The following is a 20831-nucleotide window of genomic DNA, read 5'->3' on the forward strand; positions in this document are numbered from 1 at the left end:
TGGTTAGTGAATTATAAAGTGGCTCTTAAACCCAATGTATAGGTCTTGGGGTTGGGTATAACACCTGTTTCCAAGCCTTGCGTAATAGCATTGGTTGAGTTAGAAACTTCCGGATCATAACCCGGGTATTTGGTGATCGTCCAGATATTCTGTCCGCTCACATAAACTTCAACACTTTTAAATCCTGCGCGACTTAAAACGTTGGTAGGTATAGTGTAGCCTAATGACAGGTTTTTGAGCTTGATATAGCTTGCATTATAAACAAAGCGACTGCTGTTGATAAAGTTCTGGCTGGTACTACTGAATGTGGGGTTGTCCGTTTGATTTGTCGGTGTCCAGATATTTAATGCCGTTGTTGATGTAGCATTACGGGCATCACCTAAACCGCCTAAAGTATAAGGAATGGTACCACTATAGATCTGGTTGCCATGCGTTCCCTGGAACATAAAGCTTAAGGTAAAATTACCATAGCTTACATCATTAATAAAGCCAAAACTGTACTTAGGTGTACCATTACCAATAGGCATCAAATCGGCGCCAGTATATTTATGATCTCCATTAACATCGGTGTATTTGGCATCCCCTGGTTTCATACCAAATTGTGCAGCTTGTGCAGCTTCGTTTGTTTTCCAGGTACCTAAAAATTGATAGCCATAAAACTCGCCCAATGGCATGCCCACTTTTAATATGGATACACCAGTTTGTGCCGAACCGATGTTATTTACCACAATATTATCATCGCCACCTAAACTGGTTATCCTATTTTTATTAAAGGAAATAGTAAAGTTAGTTGACCAATGCACTTTACCGGCTAAGGGAGTTCCGCCTAAGGCAAACTCGATACCCTTATTGTCCAAACTGCCTATATTAGCCAGATAGGTGCCACCGCCATCATAGGACGGCACTTGTTTGGCGTACAACAAATTGCTGATTTTTTTATGATAAGCATCAACCGTAAATGTTAAACGGCCCTTAAAAAACGACATATCTAAACCAGCATCCGTGGTAGTAGTAGTTTCCCATTTCAGCGTGTTAGATACCGGTGTGCCTAATGGTGTCGTGATAGATGAGGTTGTGCCATCAAAATAATAGGCCGGTCCACCTGTTACGTACTGCGGTATAGTAGCATAGGGAGCTACGGCCTGGTTACCGGTTTTACCCCAGCTTGCACGTAATTTCAAGTCGGAGAAAACGTTCCATTTTTCAACAAAACTTTCCCGGGCTGCATTCCAGCCCAAAGCTACAGAAGGGAAAGTACTATATTTTTGAACAAGGTGCGACGAACCATCGGAACGTAAACTGGCAGTCAGCAGATACTTATCTTTATAAGTATAATTTACTCTACCCATGAATGATTGCAAGGCGTCCTGGTAATAACCAGATGTGGTGAGCTGGGTGGTACCTAAACCCAGGTTATAATAACCCAATGCATAAGTTGACAGATTTTTTGATTGCGCATTAATATTGGTGTTCTGATGATTCTGAAACTCATACAGTGCGGTAACCGTTAATGAATGATCACCCAGTTTTTTCTTGTATGTTAAGAAATCACTGGTTTGATAAGCACGGTACCGGCCGGTTGCCGCGGCAGCATAATCACCATTGGCCAAACCTAAGCCAGTTTGTGGCCCATACAGCGTTTGGGTTAACTGTGATTGATTTTCATAGGTATTATTAGATGTAAGCGTCAGATCGTTGGTGATGCGGTAAGTAAACACACCGGTACCTGTGATATTGGTAGTATTTACATCAACCAACTGGTTATTAGCCTGGGCCACAGGATTTATTTGAATGGACCCATATTGTGCCCGTAAAATATAATTACCATTGGCATCACGTATGGGCGATGTAGGATCCCACTGGGTAGCCTGCGCAAACGGATCAGTGATATCTCCCGAATAACCGGTGTTACGACCTTGTGGTAATAAAGCGGTCAGGTTTACTTTAAGGTCCATCCTATCGTTCAATTTGATACCCAGGTTGGCACGCAGTGTGGTTCTTTTGTAATACTGGTTCAGGATCAAACCCGGCTGATCAAGATGATTGAATGATACCAGGTAATTCACATTTTCGCCACCACCTGATATATCACCCTGGTAACTCCTTATCCAGGGCTTTTGCTGTACTGCTTTTTGCCAGTCGGTACCCGGATTGTTTTTAAAATTATTCAAAGCGTCATCAGAAAACGCGGGAGGGTTTCCTGTTGTAGCAAATTGTGCGTTTACCGTCCGGGCAAAATCGTAGGCATTCATCAGGTCAAGTTCTTTGGGAACACTTGCCTTACTAACCCAGGTGTTGATGTTGATAACCGGCTTGCCTATTTTACCGGTTTTGGTAGTGATCAAAACCACGCCATTGGCACCTCGTGACCCGTAAATAGCTGTCGCGGATGCATCTTTCAATATCTCCAGTGACTGAATATCACTCGGGCTTATAGATTCGATATTACCTCCGACATACCCATCTATAACGTACAAAGGTTCTGTAGAGCCGGTGATAGAGTTGGCTCCGCGTATTTTCACACTCAAGCCTGTACCGGGCTGACCGCTGTTACTGGATACGGTTACGCCTGCGGTAGTACCTTGCAAGGCTTGTTCAACCCTAACCAGGGGCCGCTTAGCTATCTCTTTAGATGTAACCGTACTGGTCGCTCCGGTCACGTCTCTTTTTTGTTGAATACCGTAACCTACGGCTACTACCTCATTTAAGCCTATGGTTTTCTCTGCCAGGGTAATATCCAAAGTAGTTTGGCCATTCAAAACAACTTTCTGGTCTTCGAAACCCACATAGGTGAATAATAACGTAGCACCAGCTGGCGCATCTATCTTAAAACCCCCATTTACATCGGTTAAAGCCACAGTATTGCTTCCCTCTATTTTTACCGATACACCGGGTAGCGGTACGCCTTTACTGTCCTTAACCTTACCGCTGACAGGCGAAGCTGCTATGGTATATTTATTACTTTTTAAATGTGTGGCCGTGGCATAACTGCTCCATGTTATACAACATACCAACAGCATACATAAAAATCTTTTCATGCTCTATTGAAATTTGGGTTATAGAAAATTGGTTTATTTAACTGGGAGTAAATAACCTCTCGGGCATTAATAAAATCTTAATAACAGATTAATGTAGCGATAACAGAAAAGCAATAAACACAACGCACTTAAATTCAAATATTTATATCAATAATAAATTTAGAATTTACTTTAAAGGCTTCTGCCGGGCATTAACCTATCGTTCTATTTTTGTAAGAAACTATCGGCGATAAAGCTTCGCGATCAAACCTGTTTAGATAAAAAGAGATATGAAACGACAAAGGGCACAATAGTTTTGACTATTGTACCCTCATTAGCTTTCAGATTTATTTATCTTCAGATCTATTTGTCTTTAACCCCATCTATCGCCGGTGGGATCAGTTCGTAAACAATCGGTGTTACGATCCGGGATAGCAACGTAGAACTTATTAATCCACCGATAAGCACTATAGCCAATGGGGATATTAAAGGATTGGTGGATGTGGCAATTGGGATCAGCCCGCCTATCGCGGTAAGAGATGTCAATACAATAGGTAAAAACCGCACCTCACCAGCTTCGCGGATAGCATCCTGCAATCCCTTACCTTGCTGCCTTAACTGGTTGGTAAAATCTACCAGCAGAATCGTGTTCTTTACTTCGATCCCAGCCAGGGCTATTAACCCGATGATAGCCACAAATGATAAAGAATTACCCGTAACCCAAAGCGCTACCGCCGCTCCTACTACTCCTAATGGTATCACCGAAAGGATGATCAGCGTACTTTTAAATGTTTTAAATAACAGTACAAGAACAGCGATAAATACAAACACCGTAACCAGGATAATACTCATAAAACCACCAAAGGAATTGTTTTTTGATTCTACTTCACCTCCCATTTCATAGCTGTAACCAGCAGGGAGCTTTAGCTTATCCATGTTTTGAGTTACATCATCTATCACACGGCTAACCAGAAAACTTTTCTGCACATTGGCCTGTATGGATACAACCCGCTTTTTTTCCTGGTGATTAATAACCGCAGGCGAAGCTTCCAATTGCAGATCGGCAACCTGTTTTAGAGGTAAAGCATTCCCCTGCGCATTATTTACATACAGGTTCCTGAAAGCATCAATACTTGGGCGACCTTCTTTTATCCGGGTAAGTAAAACGGTATAACCGTATTTGTTATCGTTATTGTAATATGTTCCCATATCCAAACCGGTAACCGCTAATCTTGCAATTTGATCTACTGCTAAAGAATTTACGCCCAGTTGCTGCGCTTTTTCTTTGTTTACAGCTATCCGTATATCACTTTTTAATAAACTTACGGGATTGTTGATATACATGGTTCCCGCTGTTTGATGCAGCAATTGTTCAACCTTTAATGAGTAAGCCCGCAGGGTATCCAAATTATCGCCAAACAAACGTACTTCTATAGGGGCCACCACCGGTGGCCCTTGTTCAAAGTTCTTCACTTCCACTTTGGCGCCCAGGTAATGCGCCCATCTGTGCTGTAAGCGCTGAATTAAGGCTAATTTTTGATCGGGCTTGGTATCGTTGTCGAGCTGTACAAAAAGCTGGGCAAAATCGCTACGGTTATTTTCTGCATTTACATTATAGTAAATACGTGGGTTACCATGCCCTACGTTAGTAGCATAATATTGAATAAGCGGTTCTTTTTTTAACTGCTTTTCAATTTCCCGAGAAACGCTATCTGTATAAGGCAAATTGGATTGATTAGGCGTAGTAATATTGATCAGGAATTGCGGCTTTTCTGACGACGGGAATAGGCTGAACCCAATAACACCAAACAGATAGATGGCAGATACAAACAAAACAACCGCTACACTTATGGTTAAAAATGGGCGTTGAAGCGCTTTATCCAGCAAACGGGCATAACTTCCATGGATCAATCTTTTCAAAGCGCGCATCAGGAAGTTTCCCTCGGGATTGCCGGTATGATTTTTTAATAACCTGCTTGATAAAAACGGAATAATGGTTAAGGATACCAGCATAGATGCTAATACACAGAAAATAACAGCCAATGGCAAACACCTGATAAAATCTCCCGATCCTTCGGGTAAAAATACCAAGGGCATAAACGCGATGATTAGGATAACGGTACACCCCACTACGGCCTTCCCTATTTGACCGGTTGCCTTCAAGGTCGCTTCCAAACGGCTATGGCCTTCCAGCATCCAGCGCTCTATATTTTCTACTACCACGATGCTGTCATCAACCAGAAGTCCCAAAGCAACCACCAAACCCACAATACTTAACTGGTTTAAATTAAAGCCAAACAATTGTAAAAGCACAATGCCAATTGCAAGTGAAAGCGGAATAGAGATCATCACAATAATCGCCGGACGGATACCCAGAGGCAACAAAGTAACAGCCACTAGTAAAATAGCGATAATAAAATCATGGCTCAAACCGGTTAAGCGCCTGCTTACATTATCCGCCTGATCAAAATTTTGTACCAGATCGATATTGGCGGGTAATAACTTTTTGAAACTAGCAAGCACCTTACTATAATCTGCCTGGGTTTTATTGATATTTTCGCCATCCTTCTGGGCCGCGGTTACAAATACACAGCGATGCCCATTCAATCTGGTGATATGCTTTTCTTCACCATAGCCATAATACACGTGGGCAATATCTTTTAGTAGGATATTTTTACCATTCGCAGCATAAACAATCGTACTGTTTACCGCGTCGAGTGTACGATAATCATTACTCTTAATATTAAAGGTAAGATGGGCAGCATCGATACTACCACCAGGAACACTGGCCATTTCACTGTGTAAACTGTTAATTACAGCACTTACAGGTAAATGCATTTGAGCCATTTTTTCGAGATCAAGTTCTATCCTAACCTGTTGCCCCGGTAAACCAAAGATAGACACCAGTTTTAATGAAGATACCTTTTCCAATTCGTCCTGCAATTTCTCGGCAAAATGCTGCAATAAGCTACGGGGAGCATTTTCTGATACCAGGGCAACCTGTAATACATTTACATCGGTTGGCTGTTGTTTTTGAATCTCAATACTGGTAATATCGGCGGGGAGCTCACTTCGTTTATTATTTACCTCCCGTACTATCTCCTGGTATTTAGAGTCGATATTACTACTATACTTATATTCAATCCTTAATACAGCAACCCCGTTGGAGATATTGGTACGGATGCGTTTAATATCATCTAACCCTCCTATCGTTTTTTCTAATGGTGTTACCACCCTATCTTCAATATCACGCGGACTTGTTCCCGGATAATTAACAATAACCAAAAAAGCAGGCGGATGCATCTCGGGGTCTTCCGACCGGGGCATATTTAACATGGTGGTTATCCCCAAAGCAATAATCATAATAAAGATCACCAGCGTAAACTGGCTGTTCTTTACAGCATATTCTGATATTTTCATTTGCTTGCGGTTTTAGGTGATTGAACAACAATAGCACCGTTATCGGTAAGATAAGCCGAACCTGAAATAATCAGCGCTTTAGCATCTTCCAACCCGGCACTAATGGTAACCGTGTTTTTATTGATTCCGGCAATAGCTACTTTTACCTTGTGCGCTGTTTTATTATCGTTGGTAATAAATACATAACCGGCGGTACCATCTCCATCAAGCAATGCCTCGTAAGGAATTTGCCACTCACTTCCACCCATGGTTGTTCGCGACGGTGTAATGACGGCTTTACCAAACATACCTGCCGCTATCCCTTTAACTTTTTTACCGTCGAGCGTAATATCGGCGCTAAAAGTACCGGTAACGGCATCAACCCCTTCGGATTTACGACTGATTGCTCCCTGAAGCATTTGGCCAGGTAATGCCGTGGTTTGAATCTGGGCACGATCATTCAATTGCAGTCTTGCCCATTCATTATCGCTAATACCGACACGTAATATCCATTTACTGGTTTCTGCGCCGTTGGTTTGCAAAACGGCTGTTCCTGCAGCTACCAATTGCCCGGCATTAGCCAGTTTACGTAATATATAACCATCCTTGGGCGCGTGTATTTCTGAATATTGGCGATTGTATTTAGCCATATTCCATTGCTGCTGTGCCTGTTGCAACGTGGTTTTACTATTTTGTAGCTGCTCCAACGTGGCTACACTATCCTTATACAAATTTTGTGTGCGCTGATAATCGCGCTGTGCTTTTTCAACAGAAAGACTTGCCTGTTGTACCTGTGCATCAATTTCGGTAAGATTTAGGGTGGCTAGCAGCTGGCCTTTTTTTACCGCATCGCCTTCTTTGACATTGAGGCTATTAATAATCCCTCCTGTTTTAAAAGATAGCATTACTTCATCATCGGTAGTGAATTGCCCGGATACATTCATAGCAGCATTATTATTCTGTTGCTTTAGTGGTAGAGTTTGCACGGGGATAGTATCAGTTCCTTCATTTTTATTTACGAATGCCGGGTGCGATTTGCAGGCATACATCAAAGGAATGCATAATAATAAACTGGTGTATTTAAAGGTTTTCATATACTTTATTGCTGATTAGGATTGTTAATGGGATAAGTAGCCTGCTCGCGTTCAAGTTCGGCAAGGGCAATTTGTACGTTAGCTTCCGCGTCTGCCATTTGCAGGCGTGCATTGGTTAGTTGATCTTGCGCATCTACCAGTTCCAGGTAAAGCAATTGCCCTGCCCGGTAGGCTTTTAACTGATCGTTATAGTATTTGCCTGCAAACAAGAGCTGTGCAGTGATACTTTTATAAGTCGCTATGGCAGATTGATAGTTATTAAAGCTTTGATCAAGTTGTAATTGTAAAGATTGCTGGGTTTGATCGAGCTGGGCAGTTGTTGCATTTACATTAGCTCTTGATTGTTCGGCACGATATTTACGCTGCCCACCGGTAAAAATATCCCATTGCAGATTTACACCCCATAAATAATACCGGGTTTTGTTGTTCACATTAAAATCATTTCCCTGTGAACCGAGGTCTATAAAAGTACTAACCTTAGGTATAAAACCTGATTTCTGCAAGCGATAATCAAGCGTGTAAACCTGCTGCATGGTACGTAGTTGTTTTATTTCCTCACGACGACTGGTACCAAGGGAAGTATCGGGTATCGCAACTACAGCTGTAACCATTTTACTTTCTATAATTATAGAATCCGGTAACGGGCGATTGAGTAGAAAATTGAAATACAATTTCGCATTTTGCATAGCATGCTGCGCCTGTATCAAAGCAGCATTGTTTTTTTCCTGTTCGGTTTTTGACCGCAATAATGCAGTGCCGTTACGAACACCATTTCTTAGCATGCTTTCGTTTTCCCGGATGTTTTCTTTTATCAATAACATAGCGCTGTTATAGGTAGCAATACTCTGTAATGATTGATAGTACCGGTAATAAGCGGTCTTAATATCCTTTACCAAAGCCCTTTTATAAACATTTACAGCCGCTTGCTGACTGGTGATGAGCTGCTGCTTAATCAGCTTATTATAGCGGATCTCCGCATTAATAAGCGGCAACGAGGTACGCACCTTGGCATCGTAAAAGTTGTTGGGGCTTAGCAGAAAAGACTCATTTTTAAGTTGAGGGAATCTGGTTGAATTGGTTAACTGATTGAGCGCGGTGTAAACCGGATTTACCAGATCACCAACCGGTACATCTATGGTACGCCCCCCTGCCGACTTGGTATAACTTCCAAGTAAACTTACGGTTGGAAAATACATAGCTTGCGCCTCCTTTAAGGCAAACATGGCTTTGTCCAGATCAAACTGTTGCTCTTTTAGTCCCTGATTTTGTGCGAATGCTATATTCACATATTCGTCAAGTTGCCGATGATCGCTTTGGCCAAATGCACTTATATGGCATAGCGATAAAAAAACAGGAATTAATCCTTTTATGAACCTCGTATACATAATGAACTATGTTTAGTTAAAAAGTAAAAAAATTATTAAATATTACTTGGTATGGTGTTTCACATACTTTTATTCTATCAACTTATTTTAAAAATATTCAATGTTTATATAATGAACACTGTTTATTAATAGATTAAAAAAAATCTATTTTGTTACAGCCGCTAAATAATCTTCCATCGTTTTTATTAATACCAGAGGCACAGCTTCCTCCGATTCGACCATAATTTTTAAACGGCAACGTAAATTAAGGGATACCAACCCGTGTACAGTACTCCAAATTTGTAAAGTAGCTTGTTGCACATCGGTCATACGAAGCAGATCTTTATTAATACAATCTGTAAGGCAATCGATCAAAAAATTCAGACAGTTCGCTCCATTAACTTTGTGAAGTTCCTCGTCTACGTTCATCGGAGCACGAATGATAAACATCAAATCATAAAGTTCGGGGTTGTTTAACCCAAAATTGATATAGGCACGGGCAAGCTGATTGAGTTTTTCAAGCGGATCGGTGCTTGTTGCTTCTTTTTTAAACACTTCAAACAAACGGCCATAGGCATCAGCTTGTACTTCATACAATAGCTCATCCTTATCTTTAAAATACAAATAAATGGTACCCGGACTATATTCTATTGCATCGGCTATGCCCCGGATGGAAGTTTTAGCATAGCCATCCTCCAGGAACATTTTCATGGCTGCAGCTGTGATCAGCTCCCTCATCTCCGTTTTTTCCCGTTCTTTTCTTTCTGTAACTCCCATGAATGCTAAAATGTCGCGCAAATATACTGAACGTTGTTCATTATCCAAATAATGGTTTTTTCTGCTTTCATTCTGTTCATCATTTAAAAAACGATTATGATTTCCCGAATTTTACTATATTAGCCATCTGACTTGTTCGTTCATAACCAATTTTAAACCATTACAAGCAAAAAGTAATTAGCTCATACATAATCAATAAGTTTGAAATTGCTTTGGAATTTTAATTTACTACTCAGGTAAAATCATCTTGATAGTATAATTGCCATTACAGATGCAGATATAATTATATTCACCCCTAATAAAAATTATGATAAAACTTTTACTTGAAACAAAAAGCGCTATTTATTTGAATGCCTGGAATGTTATGCCATCTTTAGGCTGTTAGGTACTCTTTAATGTCTCTTAATTAGAGTTGTACTTTTATGCCAGATTATAGCACATACAGCGATGAAAGATTAGCCCTTTCCTTAAAAAAGGATGGGCAGGCCGCGTTTACCGAAATTTATAATAGATATTGGAAACAAATGCTGGCCATTGCATGGAATCATTGTAAGGATAGTACTGTTTCTAAAGATATTGTACATGATGTGTTTATTTCATTATGGGAAAAACGTCATCTTACCGATATTCAAAACCTACCCGCTTTTTTGGCGGGCTCCATTAAGTTAAGTATATACCATTACTATCAGAAAGAGCAACGACGGGCTGCGCTTGCCAATAAAAATATTGATTTTGAACTTTTCACCAACGATGAACACAAATTAGACGCGCGCTTTTTGCAGCTATACATTGATGGTATAGTGGAGGAACTTCCTGAAAAGTGCCGGATTGTATTTCGGTATAGTCGCGAAATTGGTATGAAGAATTCAGAGATTGCCATCCAGATGCAAATTTCCGAAAAAGGTGTCGAAGCCAATCTGACCCGGGCTCTCAAGATTATCCGAGGTGGACTCAAAAAATACGGCATATTAGCATTGACATCTATTCTATTATACCGTTCCCTCCTTTAAAACTGCCATTTTAACATCACTCCTCAAAATTTTTAAATTTATTTTATCACTGATGTAGGGTAACGCCCTTTTCATGTAACATACCATTATATAAAGCGCAATACCAATTGAACCGCGAAACCATTTATAGCTTAATACAAAAACACCAGCAAGGGATAGCCACGGATGCCGAAAAACAGGCGCTGGCAAACTGGTATAGTTCTGTTTCCAGTCAGGATTCAGAGTTCCCTGAGGAGGAAGACGATGTTCACGAAGAAATATTGATGCGCCTCCTCGATGAGATAGATTTTCAAAAAAAACGCTCCGTTAATTATAAGGGATGGGCCGTTGCGGCATCGCTGTTGATTATGCTTACTGCAGGTACTATTTTATTTTTTAATAAATACAAAACAGCCCAAAACCAGACGATAGCACAGGAACATCCTATTAGACCTGGTGGCAATAAAGCCATTTTAGTATTGGCAAATGGATCTAAGGTGCTTCTGACCGATGTAGCAACCGGTAAAATAGCGCAACAAAGTGGAAGCCAAATCACCAAAACAGCCGATGGTAAACTGGTTTATAGCGCCAACCCCAATGCTGTTAAAAATACCCTTCCGCAGTATAATACGATGCAAACCCCCAAAGGTGGCCAATATCAATTGCTGTTATCAGATGGCACGCGGGTATGGCTTAATGCGGAATCATCAATAAAATATCCGGTAAGTTTTGACTCGTTCAATGAACGCAGGGTTGAGCTTACCGGGGAGGCTTATTTTGAAGTAGCACATAATAAAGCTCTCCCGTTCAGGGTAGTGTCCAATAAACAGGTAATTGAGGTTTTAGGAACTCATTTTAACGTAAATGCCTATCCGGATGAGCAAAACACCACAACCACACTTTTAGAGGGGGCTGTTAAAATTATAGCAGGAGATAAAAATGCAACATTAAAACCGGGGCAGGAAGCTGATCTTACAACAACGTTTAAAATATCAACAGTTGATCCACGTGAAGCCATAGATTGGAAGAATGGTAATTTCAGGTTTAATGAAGAGCCGCTGGAAAGCGTCATGAGGCAGATAGCCCGGTGGTACGATGTAAAAATTGTATATGAAGATGAAAGTGTAAAAAAAGAAACGATCGTTGCGGTTACTACCCGCTTTGCTAATCTATCAGCCTTGTTAAAAATAATGGAGCAGATTACAAATGACCGGTTCATCATTAGCGGATCTACAATCAGAGTCGCTAAAAAATAAATAAACCAAATTAATTATAAACTTTTTAAACCATTTAAACCGAGAAGAAAATGAAAGATTCCAGCTAATAAAAAGGAAATAGTTTAAAAGCAGGATCAGAGACACTCGCGATGTCTCTGATCTTAAAGCTTATTAAACTAAAACGCTATTGGAGATAACAATTTTAACATTAACCAGCCTAAACAAATGTACAAAAATTTTACTACAAACATTTGTAAGCCTTCGTGCTACACCAAGAAATTCCTTCTTATAATGAAAATAACGAGCCTTATACTCCTGCTTGCATTTATGCAGGTTAGTGCATCGGTCTTTTCACAAAAAATAACTTACAAACAAAACGATGTCACATTAAAACAGCTATTCAGTGAAATAAATCGCCAAACTGGGTATAATGTATTCTGGTCGCCCAAAGGGCCTCAAAAGAACTATACACTGAGTGTCGACTTTAAAAACACATCTCTTGAAGAAGCGTTGAACAGTGCTCTGAAAACCTTCCATCTCTCTTATATTATTGATGGCAAATCTATCATCATTAAAGAGTCGGCAGTAGCAAAACCAACAGTTACACCAGCTTTAATTGTTGCCGACGTAACCATAACAGGGACGGTCAAGGATAACAAGGGTGTACCGCTGCCGGGGGTGAGCATCTCGGTGGTTGGTAATTCTAAGCTGGGTACAGTGACAGATGTTAATGGTAAATTTATTTTAGATGTAAAGGACAATGCTGTAATTAAAATAACCTTTGTTGGTTTTAAATCACAAACGCTCACAGTAACCCCACAAAATAAGGTGTTTAATGTAGCGCTGGACGAAGACGTACAAGCCGCTGACGAAGTGGTTGTAACCGCTTACAGCCGAAAACAATCACGTGAGGCCATTGTAGGATCTGTTACTACAGTAAAACCCGCCAATTTAAAAATACCTGCAAGTAACCTTACCAACGCGTTGGCAGGCCAGGTTGCAGGTATTATAGCCTATACACCTAGCGGGCAACCGGGACAGGATAACGCGCAATTTTTTATTAGAGGGGTAACTACATTCGGATATCGTCAAAGTCCTTTAATACTGATTGATAACGTGGAGTTAACGTCAAATGATCTGGCCCGGCTAAATGTGGATGATATTGAAAGCTTTTCGATATTAAAAGACGCGAGTGCCACCGCCTTATACGGCGCCCGGGGAGGTAATGGTGTTATTCTGGTTAAAACAAAAGAAGGTAAAGCGGGTAAAGCACAAATTAATGTCAGGGTCGAAAACGCCAGATCGCAATCTGTAAAAAGCATTGAGCTTGCCGACCCCATCACTTACATGAAACTTTATAACGAGGCTACCATTACCCGTAATCCATTAGCCGAACGCCCCTTTACGGCAAACAAAATAGCCAACACAGAGGCAGCTATGAGAGGCGATCCAGGAAGCAACTCCTTTGTTTATCCTGCTGTCGACTGGCTCGGTTTGTTATTTAAGAAACATACAAATACGCAGCGTGCCGATATGAGTATACAAGGCGGTGGTGGCGCAGCACGCTACTATGTTGCCGGATCATACAGCAATGATAATGGTATATTAAGAACCGATATCAGGAATAATAATAACAATAACGTTAAGTTCACCAATTATCAGCTGCGTTCAAATGTAAATATAAACGTAACCAATAAAACCGAGCTTGTTGTTCGTCTATCAGGCACATTTAACCAGTATAATGGGCCGCAAAGTGCCGACGGAGGCTTTTCAACCGACCTTTATAATGAGGCCACACACACCAGTCCAGTTTTATTTCCAGCCTATTTTGAGCCGGATTCTGCAAACCTTAATGTTAAACACATCCTTTTTGGTAATGTTCCGGGAACAAGCCCCAATACCACACAAACCCGTAATCCTTATGCCGACCTGTTAAGAGGGCACAAAAATTCAAACGAATCAAGACTTCTGGCTCAATTGGAGTTAAATCAAAACCTCGATTTTGTAACCCAGGGATTAAATTTTCATGCCATCTTCAGTACAAACCGTTATGCTTATTTTGAATCAAGCATGGCTTATAACCCTTTTTATTACACAGTGGGCAATTATGATAAAGCATCAAACCAATACACATTGCAATGGATAAACTCCCAACCTAGTCAAGCTCAGGAATATCTGAATTACAACCGGGATCCAGGATCAGATAATTTGCAAACCCAGCTTTATCTGCAGGGGGTATTAGAATACAACAAAACTTTTGGCACTAATCATACCATAAGCGGAGCATTAATTGGCACCCGTCAGCAACAAGTATATTCAAATAATAAAGATCCTGATCTTAATCAATATACGCTGCAATATTCATTGCCTTACCGTAATCAAACACTTGCCGGCAGGGCAACCTATTCCTACAAAAGCAAATATTTTCTGGAGTTTAACTTTGGGTATAACGGCTCCGAAAGATTTTCAGATAACCACAGGTTGGGATTTTTCCCAACTATCGGCGCATCATGGATCCTTTCGGAGGAGAAGTTTTGGGGCGACCTGTATAACGTGTTTGACCGTTTTAAACTACGTGCCAGTTACGGTTTAGTAGGTAACGACCAGATCAGTAACCGTAGATTTTTCTACTTATCTGATGTGAATCTTAATGGCGGTGGTGGCGCATCCTTCGGCACCAATAATAGTTATAGCCATGGGGGCGTTAAGATCAATAACTATGAAAATGATGATGTAACCTGGGAAAAATCCAAACAACTTAACCTGGGTGTGGAATTCACTGTTTTGAAAAGCTTCAATGTAACTGCCGAGGTTTACAAAAACGATAAATATGATGTACTGCAAAACCGGAACAATATTCCTTCAACCATGGGATTGGAAGCACCCATAGCTGCAAACATTGGTAAAGTAGAATCAAAAGGAATTGATATTCAGATTGATGGTAAAAAAAGTATTGGTAATGGAGGCTTTTTATCAGCACGAGCAAACTTTACTTATACCGCAAACAAATATGTTCAGTATGAAGAGCCCGCTTACAACGAAAAATACAGGCTTTTAACCGGGCAACCACTTAACCGTAATTATGGCTACGTAGCCGAGCGCTTATTTGTTGATGATGAGGAAGCACGAAACTCGCCAACACAAATTTTCAGTACAAACGGCTTCCCGCCTCAGGGAGGTGATATTAAATACCGCGACCTCAATGGTGACGGTAAAATAGACGGCGCCGATCAAACATTTTTGGGCGATCCGTATATTCCGCAAATAGTGTATGGTTTTGGTGTAAGCGGAGGCTGGCATGGCTTTGACCTTTCGGCATTTTTCCAGGGACAAGCCAAGGTTTCCTTCTTTATCGACCCTGCACGTACCAGCCCTTTTATACAAAGTCCGGATAACTATTACAATGGCAATACACAATTACTAAAAGCTTATGCCGATAATCACTGGTCAGAAGATAACCAGAATTTGTATGCCTTATATCCAAGATTAGGTATTAACGGCGCTCAAATCGAAAACAACAGGCAACAGAGTACCTGGTGGATGCGCGATGGTAGCTTTTTGCGCCTCAAATCGGCCGAGATCGGTTATACCCTGCCTGATAGAATTGCTAAAAGCTTAGGAGTAAGAAAAACCCGCGTATATTTTAATGGATTGAATCTGCTAACCTGGAGCCCTTTTAAAATGTGGGATCCTGAATTAGGTGGTAATGGTTTTGCCTATCCTATACAAAAGGTATTTAACGTAGGTATAAATGTTAACCTATAATCATTAACTGACTACTAGTTTAAGAATATGAGATCATATTACAAATATTTACTCGTGATAACACTGGCCATGGTGGGTGTATCATGTAAAAAGTATCTTGACGTTGTACCTGACAATGTCGGCACTATTGATTACGCCTTCAGAAACCGTAACGAGGCCGAAAATTATCTTTTTGGATGTTACAACGCGCTGCAAAACTTTGCTGACGTAAAAACCAATGTAGGCTTTGTAACTTCGGGTGAAGTTCTTTTTCCTAATGACCTTCAGGATAACAATAGCGTTAACCCCATTGGTTTTAACCTTATCCGCGGAACTCAAAGTGCTCAAAATCCAGCACTTAATTATTGGGATGGGCAGAATAGCGGCCAGGCATTGTTTGTAGCCATCAGGAAATGCAATACCATGCTCGAAAATATTAACAAGCCCATTGATCTGAGCCCGTCTGAAAAGGAAAGATGGATTGCTGAAACAAAATTTTTAAAAGCTTACTACAATTACTACCTGTTCAGGATGTATGGCCCAATCCCTATTATTGATGTAAACCTGCCTATTACAGCCACTACAGAAGAAACAAAAGTAAAAAGGGCGCCTGCCGATTCTGTAGTAAATTACATAGTCAGACTGCTGGATCAGGCTATACCTGGCCTACCTCCAATTATCCAGAACCAGACAGAGGAATTGGGTCGGATAACCAAAACAATTGCCTTATGCGTAAAGGCCGAGGTTCTGACAACCGCTGCCAGTCCCCTGTTTAATGGTAATCCCGATCTGGCATCATTAAAGAACAAAGATGGTCAGGCGCTTTTTAATGCGGCTTATGATGCTACAAAATGGGACAGAGCGGCCACAGCATGTCTGGATGCCATTAAAGCGGCAGAGGCAAACGGATACAGGCTGCATGTACCGAGTGATCTTACAGCTAACATTCCCGCAACCCTTACCGATTCATTAAAAAAAGTATTAAACCTACAAACTACCATTACCGATAAATGGGAAACAAACCCCGAACTGATATGGGCATTGAACGGGCATTTCGGGTTTGGTAACCAGGAGTATTTTATGCCGAGGCTAACAGCCGGAGCAGCAGGTAATTTAATCGCCCAGGGCACAATTGCAGCTCCAATAAGCCAGCAGGAACTGTTTTATACCAATAATGGGGTGCCCATTAATGAAGATAAAACATGGGATTATGCAAATCGGTATGACAAACAAATCGGCAACGACGCTAATAGATTTTACATCCACAATGGTTACGAAACCGTAAAAGCACATTTTAACCGCGAACCCAGGTTTTACGCTGATTTGGCCTTTGATGGCGGCGTATGGTATGGTAATGGAGTTTTAGGAGATGGTGAAAACGCCTTGTATGTTGCAGGCAAAGGCCCATCATCATTCGCGGGCCCTAAAGATAACATAAGGATAAATGTAACAGGATACTGGCCCAAAAAACTGGTTAATTATTTAACAGTCTATGATAAAACCATGACCTGGGAAGATTTTCATCTTCCGGTAATAAGGCTTGCTGGTATGTATCTGCTCTATGCCGAAATACTAAATGAGCAGGGAAAATCATCTGGAGAAGTTATACCCTACATTGATAAAGTTAGAATCAGGGCAGGTTTACCGGGTGTTGTTGAGGCGTGGACAAATTATTCCAAAACTCCAACTAAGTTTACCAATAAAGATGGTTTACGTCAAATAATACACCAGGAAAGACGTATTGAGCTGGCCTTTGAAGCGCAAGCCGGATGGGACCTGCGCCGTTGGAAGGAATTACAAAACGTAATGACCAGGCCCCTGCAGGGATGGAGCGTTTTTGAAGAATCATTTGTAAACTATTACCGTCCGCGTACCATTTTAACGCCTGTTTTCAATAACAGGAACTACATGTGGCCAATAAGGGCTGATAACCTGATAATTAATAATAACCTCGTTCAAAATCCAAACTGGTAGGCCTACAAAGGATTTCAACAGATAATTGAAAAGTCATGAAAAATATAAATAGATATTCGTTGCAGCTCCTTATGGGTTTGCTAATGATAGGTATAATTTCCTGTAAGCGAAACGATGGATTTAATACCGGCCCCATCTCTACAGATAAAACAAAACCCGGGGTAGTTACCAATATTAAAGTAGATAATTTTAATGGTGGTTCATACATAACATATAACCTCCCAAATTCAGAAAACCTGCTTTATGTATTAGCCAAATACAGTATAAGAGATAAGGTTGCCAGGGAAACCAAATCATCATACTATAAAGATACGGTGGAAGTTAACGGTTTTGCCGAATCAAAGGATTATCAGGTTACCCTTTATGCTGTAAGCAAAGCAGAAGTAATGTCCGATCCGGTTACGGTTACCGTACACCCTAAAACCCCTGTTTATCAATTAGTAAGACCAACCGCAGCTATATCGGCAGACTTTGGTGGGGTTAATGTAAAAGCATTGAATCCGCTAAAAAGAGATATCGGTATAATAGTTACCGCTTTTGATGACGTAACAAAATCAATGGAGGTACAGGAGCAGCATTTTACTAAGGGCGATACCATTGATTTTTCTATCAGGGGCTTTAAATCAACTCCAAGAAATTTTGGTGTGTACATCACCGATGAATGGGGTAATATCTCAGATACTTTGAAAAAGAATTTGACCCCATTATACGAAGAGTTACTGGATAAGGGGCTGTTTGCTACCTATGCGCTGCCAAGTGATGATGAGCTTTATGAAGGCGGAGGCTGGACGGTGAACAAATTGTGGGACGGTAGTTTAGATGACCCCGGATGGCACACCAATTCAAATTCAACACCACCTTTTACCTGTACTTTTAGCGTAGGTAAAACCTATAAATTAAGCCGCTTTAAGATGTGGGGGCGCAAAGGTTTTGAATATGGACATGGTAATCCGCGTGATTTTAGTATCTGGGGCTCCAACAAAACCTTACCTGCCGATGCTGTACTACCAATTAGTGCTCCGGTAGGAACGGTTATAGGCGACTGGACAAATCTGGGTAATTACCACTGGCCGGCACCTCCATCGGGTTTACCACCAACAGCTGTTAACCAAAGCGATAAGGATTTCTTTAATCAGGGTGCGGAGTTCAATATTCCATTTGATGCTCCTTCAGTTAAATACTTACGTATCTCTATAGCTAAAACATGGTCAGGCGGTACGCTTGCACATATAATTGAAGTATCATTTTATGGTAAACCTGATTGATATTCCGGCTTAAAAAAGCAGGAATAAATTAATTACTTATTAAAAATAAGAGTATGAAAAATCTTCTATATACGCTGTTTGGCTGTATATTATTAATAACAATATACGGTTGTAATAAAACGCAAACAGATTTTAAAAAATTTCTGGGCAATCAGGAAATTGTTTATACAGGAGCGGTGGGCGCTGTAATTACGCAGCCCGGAGATCTGCGGATAGGCCTTAAATGGAAATCAAGCTCAGACCCAAGCATTGTTAAATATGTAGTATACTGGAACAATAAAGCTGACTCTCAAATAGTTAAAATTTCAACTAAAACAGATAGTGTACGCACCACTATAACGGGGCTTAAGGAGTTTGTTTACACTTTTACCATTTACTCATTTGATGCAAAAGGTAATAAATCAATTCCGTTCGAGGTAAATAACGTGAAGGTTTATGGCCCTGTTTATGCCAGCACCTTACTCAACAGGGCCTATAACGGAACACGCCCGTTTAAAAATAATGCCGACGGATCAGTAAACCTGATTTTTAATAGCCCTGATACCATCAATATAAATACAGTGATCAGATATACCAACACTTCTGGTGAAACCGTTTCCATGAACCTTTCGCCCGATAGTAATTCTATCACGCTTCCCCATTATAAGCAGGGAACCAAGATTCAGTACCAATCATCATATATACCCGAAAGAACAGCTATTGATACCTTCGCAGTTGACAGGTTTGATGATTTTCCGGATATCACGTTGCTTTACGTTCAATGCGATAAAAAATTGTTTAATGAAAATTCACTCCCTAATGATGTGGGGACTTATGAGGGGCAGACAAGTATAAGTAAACTTTGGGACGGAAGCGTTGGCCCGCAATCTTATCCGAATATTTTCCATAGCGATGGCGATCACCCCTTACCGCATCACATTACATTTGATATGGGCGCCATTTATACCAATTTAGGTAGAATTGAAGAAACAGGCCGAAATCAATCTCACAACCCCATCGACTTTGAAGTATGGGGCATTGCAGATATTAAAAATGCTGCTACAACTTTAAAAGGAAATGATCCGGGCTGGGAAGCGGAGATGGTATCAAAAGGCTGGACCAAGCTTAAGGAATGCGTAAGGACAGACGATGGTCAGCAAGCCATGAAGTTTGATCTGAAAAGCAATCCGCCGCCGGTGCGTTACATCAGAATAAGGATCTTAAAAACAGCAAGCGGCGATCCTAACTATAGCAACATGAGTGAACTAACTTTTTGGAATATAGAGTAAGTATGGTATGAACTAACAAAAAAGGTTCCCGGGAATGATTTCCCCGGGAACCTTTTTTGTTTTATTGAATCATCATATTTTCCTTTTAGAGGATACTAAGGAGCCCGAAAAATCATCTTTGATTCCAAGTAAAAAAATTGAAATTTTCTTTTCAGATTTTTTACTCTCATATTAGCTTTTGCAATCGATAGCAAGATGGATCTCACAGCATTTAGGATGCATGGTTTCCAGCACTGTAGTTGCATACCGCATTAATTCAAATTTTATGATCCTAATTATTTTAAACATTTTTTTTTGTTTATCATTTCTGGTATTTGCATACCTTAATTTAAATGATGTTGACCCCTGGCTTTGGGTGCCTATCTACCTGAGTGCATCTGTTAGCTGCGGACTGGTTGTCTTTGGCAAATACTATCCTACCATATGGCTTTTATTAATAGCTTTTTACCTGATTTATGCGATAATCCTGTTTTTTGCGAAAGATGGCGTACGTGATTGGATAACAAAATATAAGAAACCAAGCCTGGTTGAAAGCATGCAGGCAACCAAACCTTACATCGAGCAAACGCGCGAGTTCTTCGGACTATTGATCATTTCGGCAGCTTTGCTGATCAATTATTTTATTGCATGAGTACTTCATGGGCTTTTTTACACACCCTCAATATTTCATTACGCTCATCCCTTGATTTGACTTTTTATGCCTGTTTATGATATAACAAAAGT

12 protein-coding genes are annotated in these 20831 nt (G+C 40.6%); 7 read left to right on the forward strand and 5 right to left on the reverse strand.

The features are described 5' to 3' along the window. Positions 1 to 11 precede the first annotated feature (11 nt). The 5 genes from ACTJKG_RS06030 to ACTJKG_RS06050 form a co-directional block, all read right to left on the reverse strand. The gene (locus ACTJKG_RS06030; protein ID WP_440738632.1) at positions 12 to 3038 is read right to left on the reverse strand and encodes a SusC/RagA family TonB-linked outer membrane protein; all 3027 of its coding nucleotides are present in this window, start codon (positions 3036 to 3038) and stop codon (positions 12 to 14) included. A 342-nt stretch (positions 3039 to 3380) separates the two neighbouring features. Further along, positions 3381 to 6437 (reverse strand): efflux RND transporter permease subunit, encoded by a 3057-nt coding sequence (locus ACTJKG_RS06035; protein WP_440738633.1) that lies wholly within the window; start codon positions 6435 to 6437, stop codon positions 3381 to 3383. Further along, positions 6434 to 7510: an efflux RND transporter periplasmic adaptor subunit gene (locus tag ACTJKG_RS06040; protein WP_440738634.1), complete on the reverse strand. Its 1077-nt coding sequence runs from the start codon at positions 7508 to 7510 to the stop codon at positions 6434 to 6436. Before ACTJKG_RS06040 ends, ACTJKG_RS06035 begins: the two co-directional genes overlap by 4 nt. Positions 7511 to 7515: 5 nt before the next feature. Beyond that, the gene (locus tag ACTJKG_RS06045; RefSeq protein ID WP_440738635.1) at positions 7516 to 8895 is read right to left on the reverse strand and encodes a TolC family protein; all 1380 of its coding nucleotides are present in this window, start codon (positions 8893 to 8895) and stop codon (positions 7516 to 7518) included. Positions 8896 to 9039: 144 nt separating this feature from the next. Next, a complete protein-coding gene (locus ACTJKG_RS06050; protein WP_172333210.1) occupies positions 9040 to 9651 on the reverse strand; it encodes a TetR/AcrR family transcriptional regulator in 612 nt (203 codons plus the stop codon). A gap of 422 nt (positions 9652 to 10073) precedes the next feature. Between ACTJKG_RS06050 and ACTJKG_RS06055 the strand changes: the two genes are divergently transcribed. The 7 genes from ACTJKG_RS06055 to ACTJKG_RS06085 all read left to right on the forward strand — a co-directional run bounded on the left by ACTJKG_RS06055 (position 10074) and on the right by ACTJKG_RS06085 (position 20739). Beyond that, positions 10074 to 10661 carry a sigma-70 family RNA polymerase sigma factor gene (locus tag ACTJKG_RS06055; RefSeq protein ID WP_440738636.1) on the forward strand — a complete coding sequence of 196 codons (588 nt, stop codon included), beginning with the start codon at positions 10074 to 10076 and terminating at the stop codon, positions 10659 to 10661. 107 nt (positions 10662 to 10768) lie between these two features. Further along, complete coding sequence (locus tag ACTJKG_RS06060) at positions 10769 to 11896, forward strand: FecR family protein (protein ID WP_172333208.1); 1128 nt, start codon at positions 10769 to 10771, stop codon at positions 11894 to 11896. 252 nt (positions 11897 to 12148) lie between these two features. Then, a complete protein-coding gene (locus ACTJKG_RS06065; protein WP_440738637.1) occupies positions 12149 to 15622 on the forward strand; it encodes a TonB-dependent receptor in 3474 nt (1157 codons plus the stop codon). Positions 15623 to 15649: 27 nt separating this feature from the next. Further along, complete coding sequence (locus tag ACTJKG_RS06070; protein ID WP_172333206.1) at positions 15650 to 17575, forward strand: RagB/SusD family nutrient uptake outer membrane protein; 1926 nt, start codon at positions 15650 to 15652, stop codon at positions 17573 to 17575. 35 nt (positions 17576 to 17610) lie between these two features. Continuing rightward, on the forward strand, positions 17611 to 18840 hold the full coding sequence (locus tag ACTJKG_RS06075; protein WP_172333205.1) for a DUF5000 domain-containing lipoprotein: 1230 nt from the start codon (positions 17611 to 17613) through the stop codon (positions 18838 to 18840). Between the two features lie 53 nt (positions 18841 to 18893). Further along, positions 18894 to 20108, forward strand: coding sequence for a DUF4998 domain-containing protein (locus ACTJKG_RS06080; protein ID WP_172333204.1), 1215 nt, complete (start codon positions 18894 to 18896; stop codon positions 20106 to 20108). 265 nt (positions 20109 to 20373) lie between these two features. Then, positions 20374 to 20739 carry a transmembrane 220 family protein gene (locus ACTJKG_RS06085; protein WP_172333203.1) on the forward strand — a complete coding sequence of 122 codons (366 nt, stop codon included), beginning with the start codon at positions 20374 to 20376 and terminating at the stop codon, positions 20737 to 20739. Positions 20740 to 20831 lie beyond the last annotated feature (92 nt).

Origin of the sequence: Mucilaginibacter sp. 22184 (assembly GCF_052045695.1) — a bacterium.
Taxonomy (GTDB): domain Bacteria; phylum Bacteroidota; class Bacteroidia; order Sphingobacteriales; family Sphingobacteriaceae; genus Mucilaginibacter.

Bases quoted from the DNA above. Each gene is read 5' to 3' on its own strand.
- ACTJKG_RS06030 (WP_440738632.1), bottom strand. From the start codon at position 3,038: ATGAAAAGATTTTTATGTATGCTGTTGGTATGTTGTATAACATGGAGC.
- ACTJKG_RS06035 (WP_440738633.1), bottom strand. From the start codon at position 6,437: ATGAAAATATCAGAATATGCTGTAAAGAACAGCCAGTTTACGCTGGTG.
- ACTJKG_RS06040 (WP_440738634.1), bottom strand. From the start codon at position 7,510: ATGAAAACCTTTAAATACACCAGTTTATTATTATGCATTCCTTTGATG.
- ACTJKG_RS06045 (WP_440738635.1), bottom strand. From the start codon at position 8,895: ATGTATACGAGGTTCATAAAAGGATTAATTCCTGTTTTTTTATCGCTA.
- ACTJKG_RS06050 (WP_172333210.1), bottom strand. From the start codon at position 9,651: ATGGGAGTTACAGAAAGAAAAGAACGGGAAAAAACGGAGATGAGGGAG.
- ACTJKG_RS06055 (WP_440738636.1), top strand. From the start codon at position 10,074: ATGCCAGATTATAGCACATACAGCGATGAAAGATTAGCCCTTTCCTTA.
- ACTJKG_RS06065 (WP_440738637.1), top strand. From the start codon at position 12,149: ATGAAAATAACGAGCCTTATACTCCTGCTTGCATTTATGCAGGTTAGT.
- ACTJKG_RS06070 (WP_172333206.1), top strand. From the start codon at position 15,650: ATGAGATCATATTACAAATATTTACTCGTGATAACACTGGCCATGGTG.
- ACTJKG_RS06075 (WP_172333205.1), top strand. From the start codon at position 17,611: ATGAAAAATATAAATAGATATTCGTTGCAGCTCCTTATGGGTTTGCTA.
- ACTJKG_RS06080 (WP_172333204.1), top strand. From the start codon at position 18,894: ATGAAAAATCTTCTATATACGCTGTTTGGCTGTATATTATTAATAACA.
- ACTJKG_RS06085 (WP_172333203.1), top strand. From the start codon at position 20,374: ATGATCCTAATTATTTTAAACATTTTTTTTTGTTTATCATTTCTGGTA.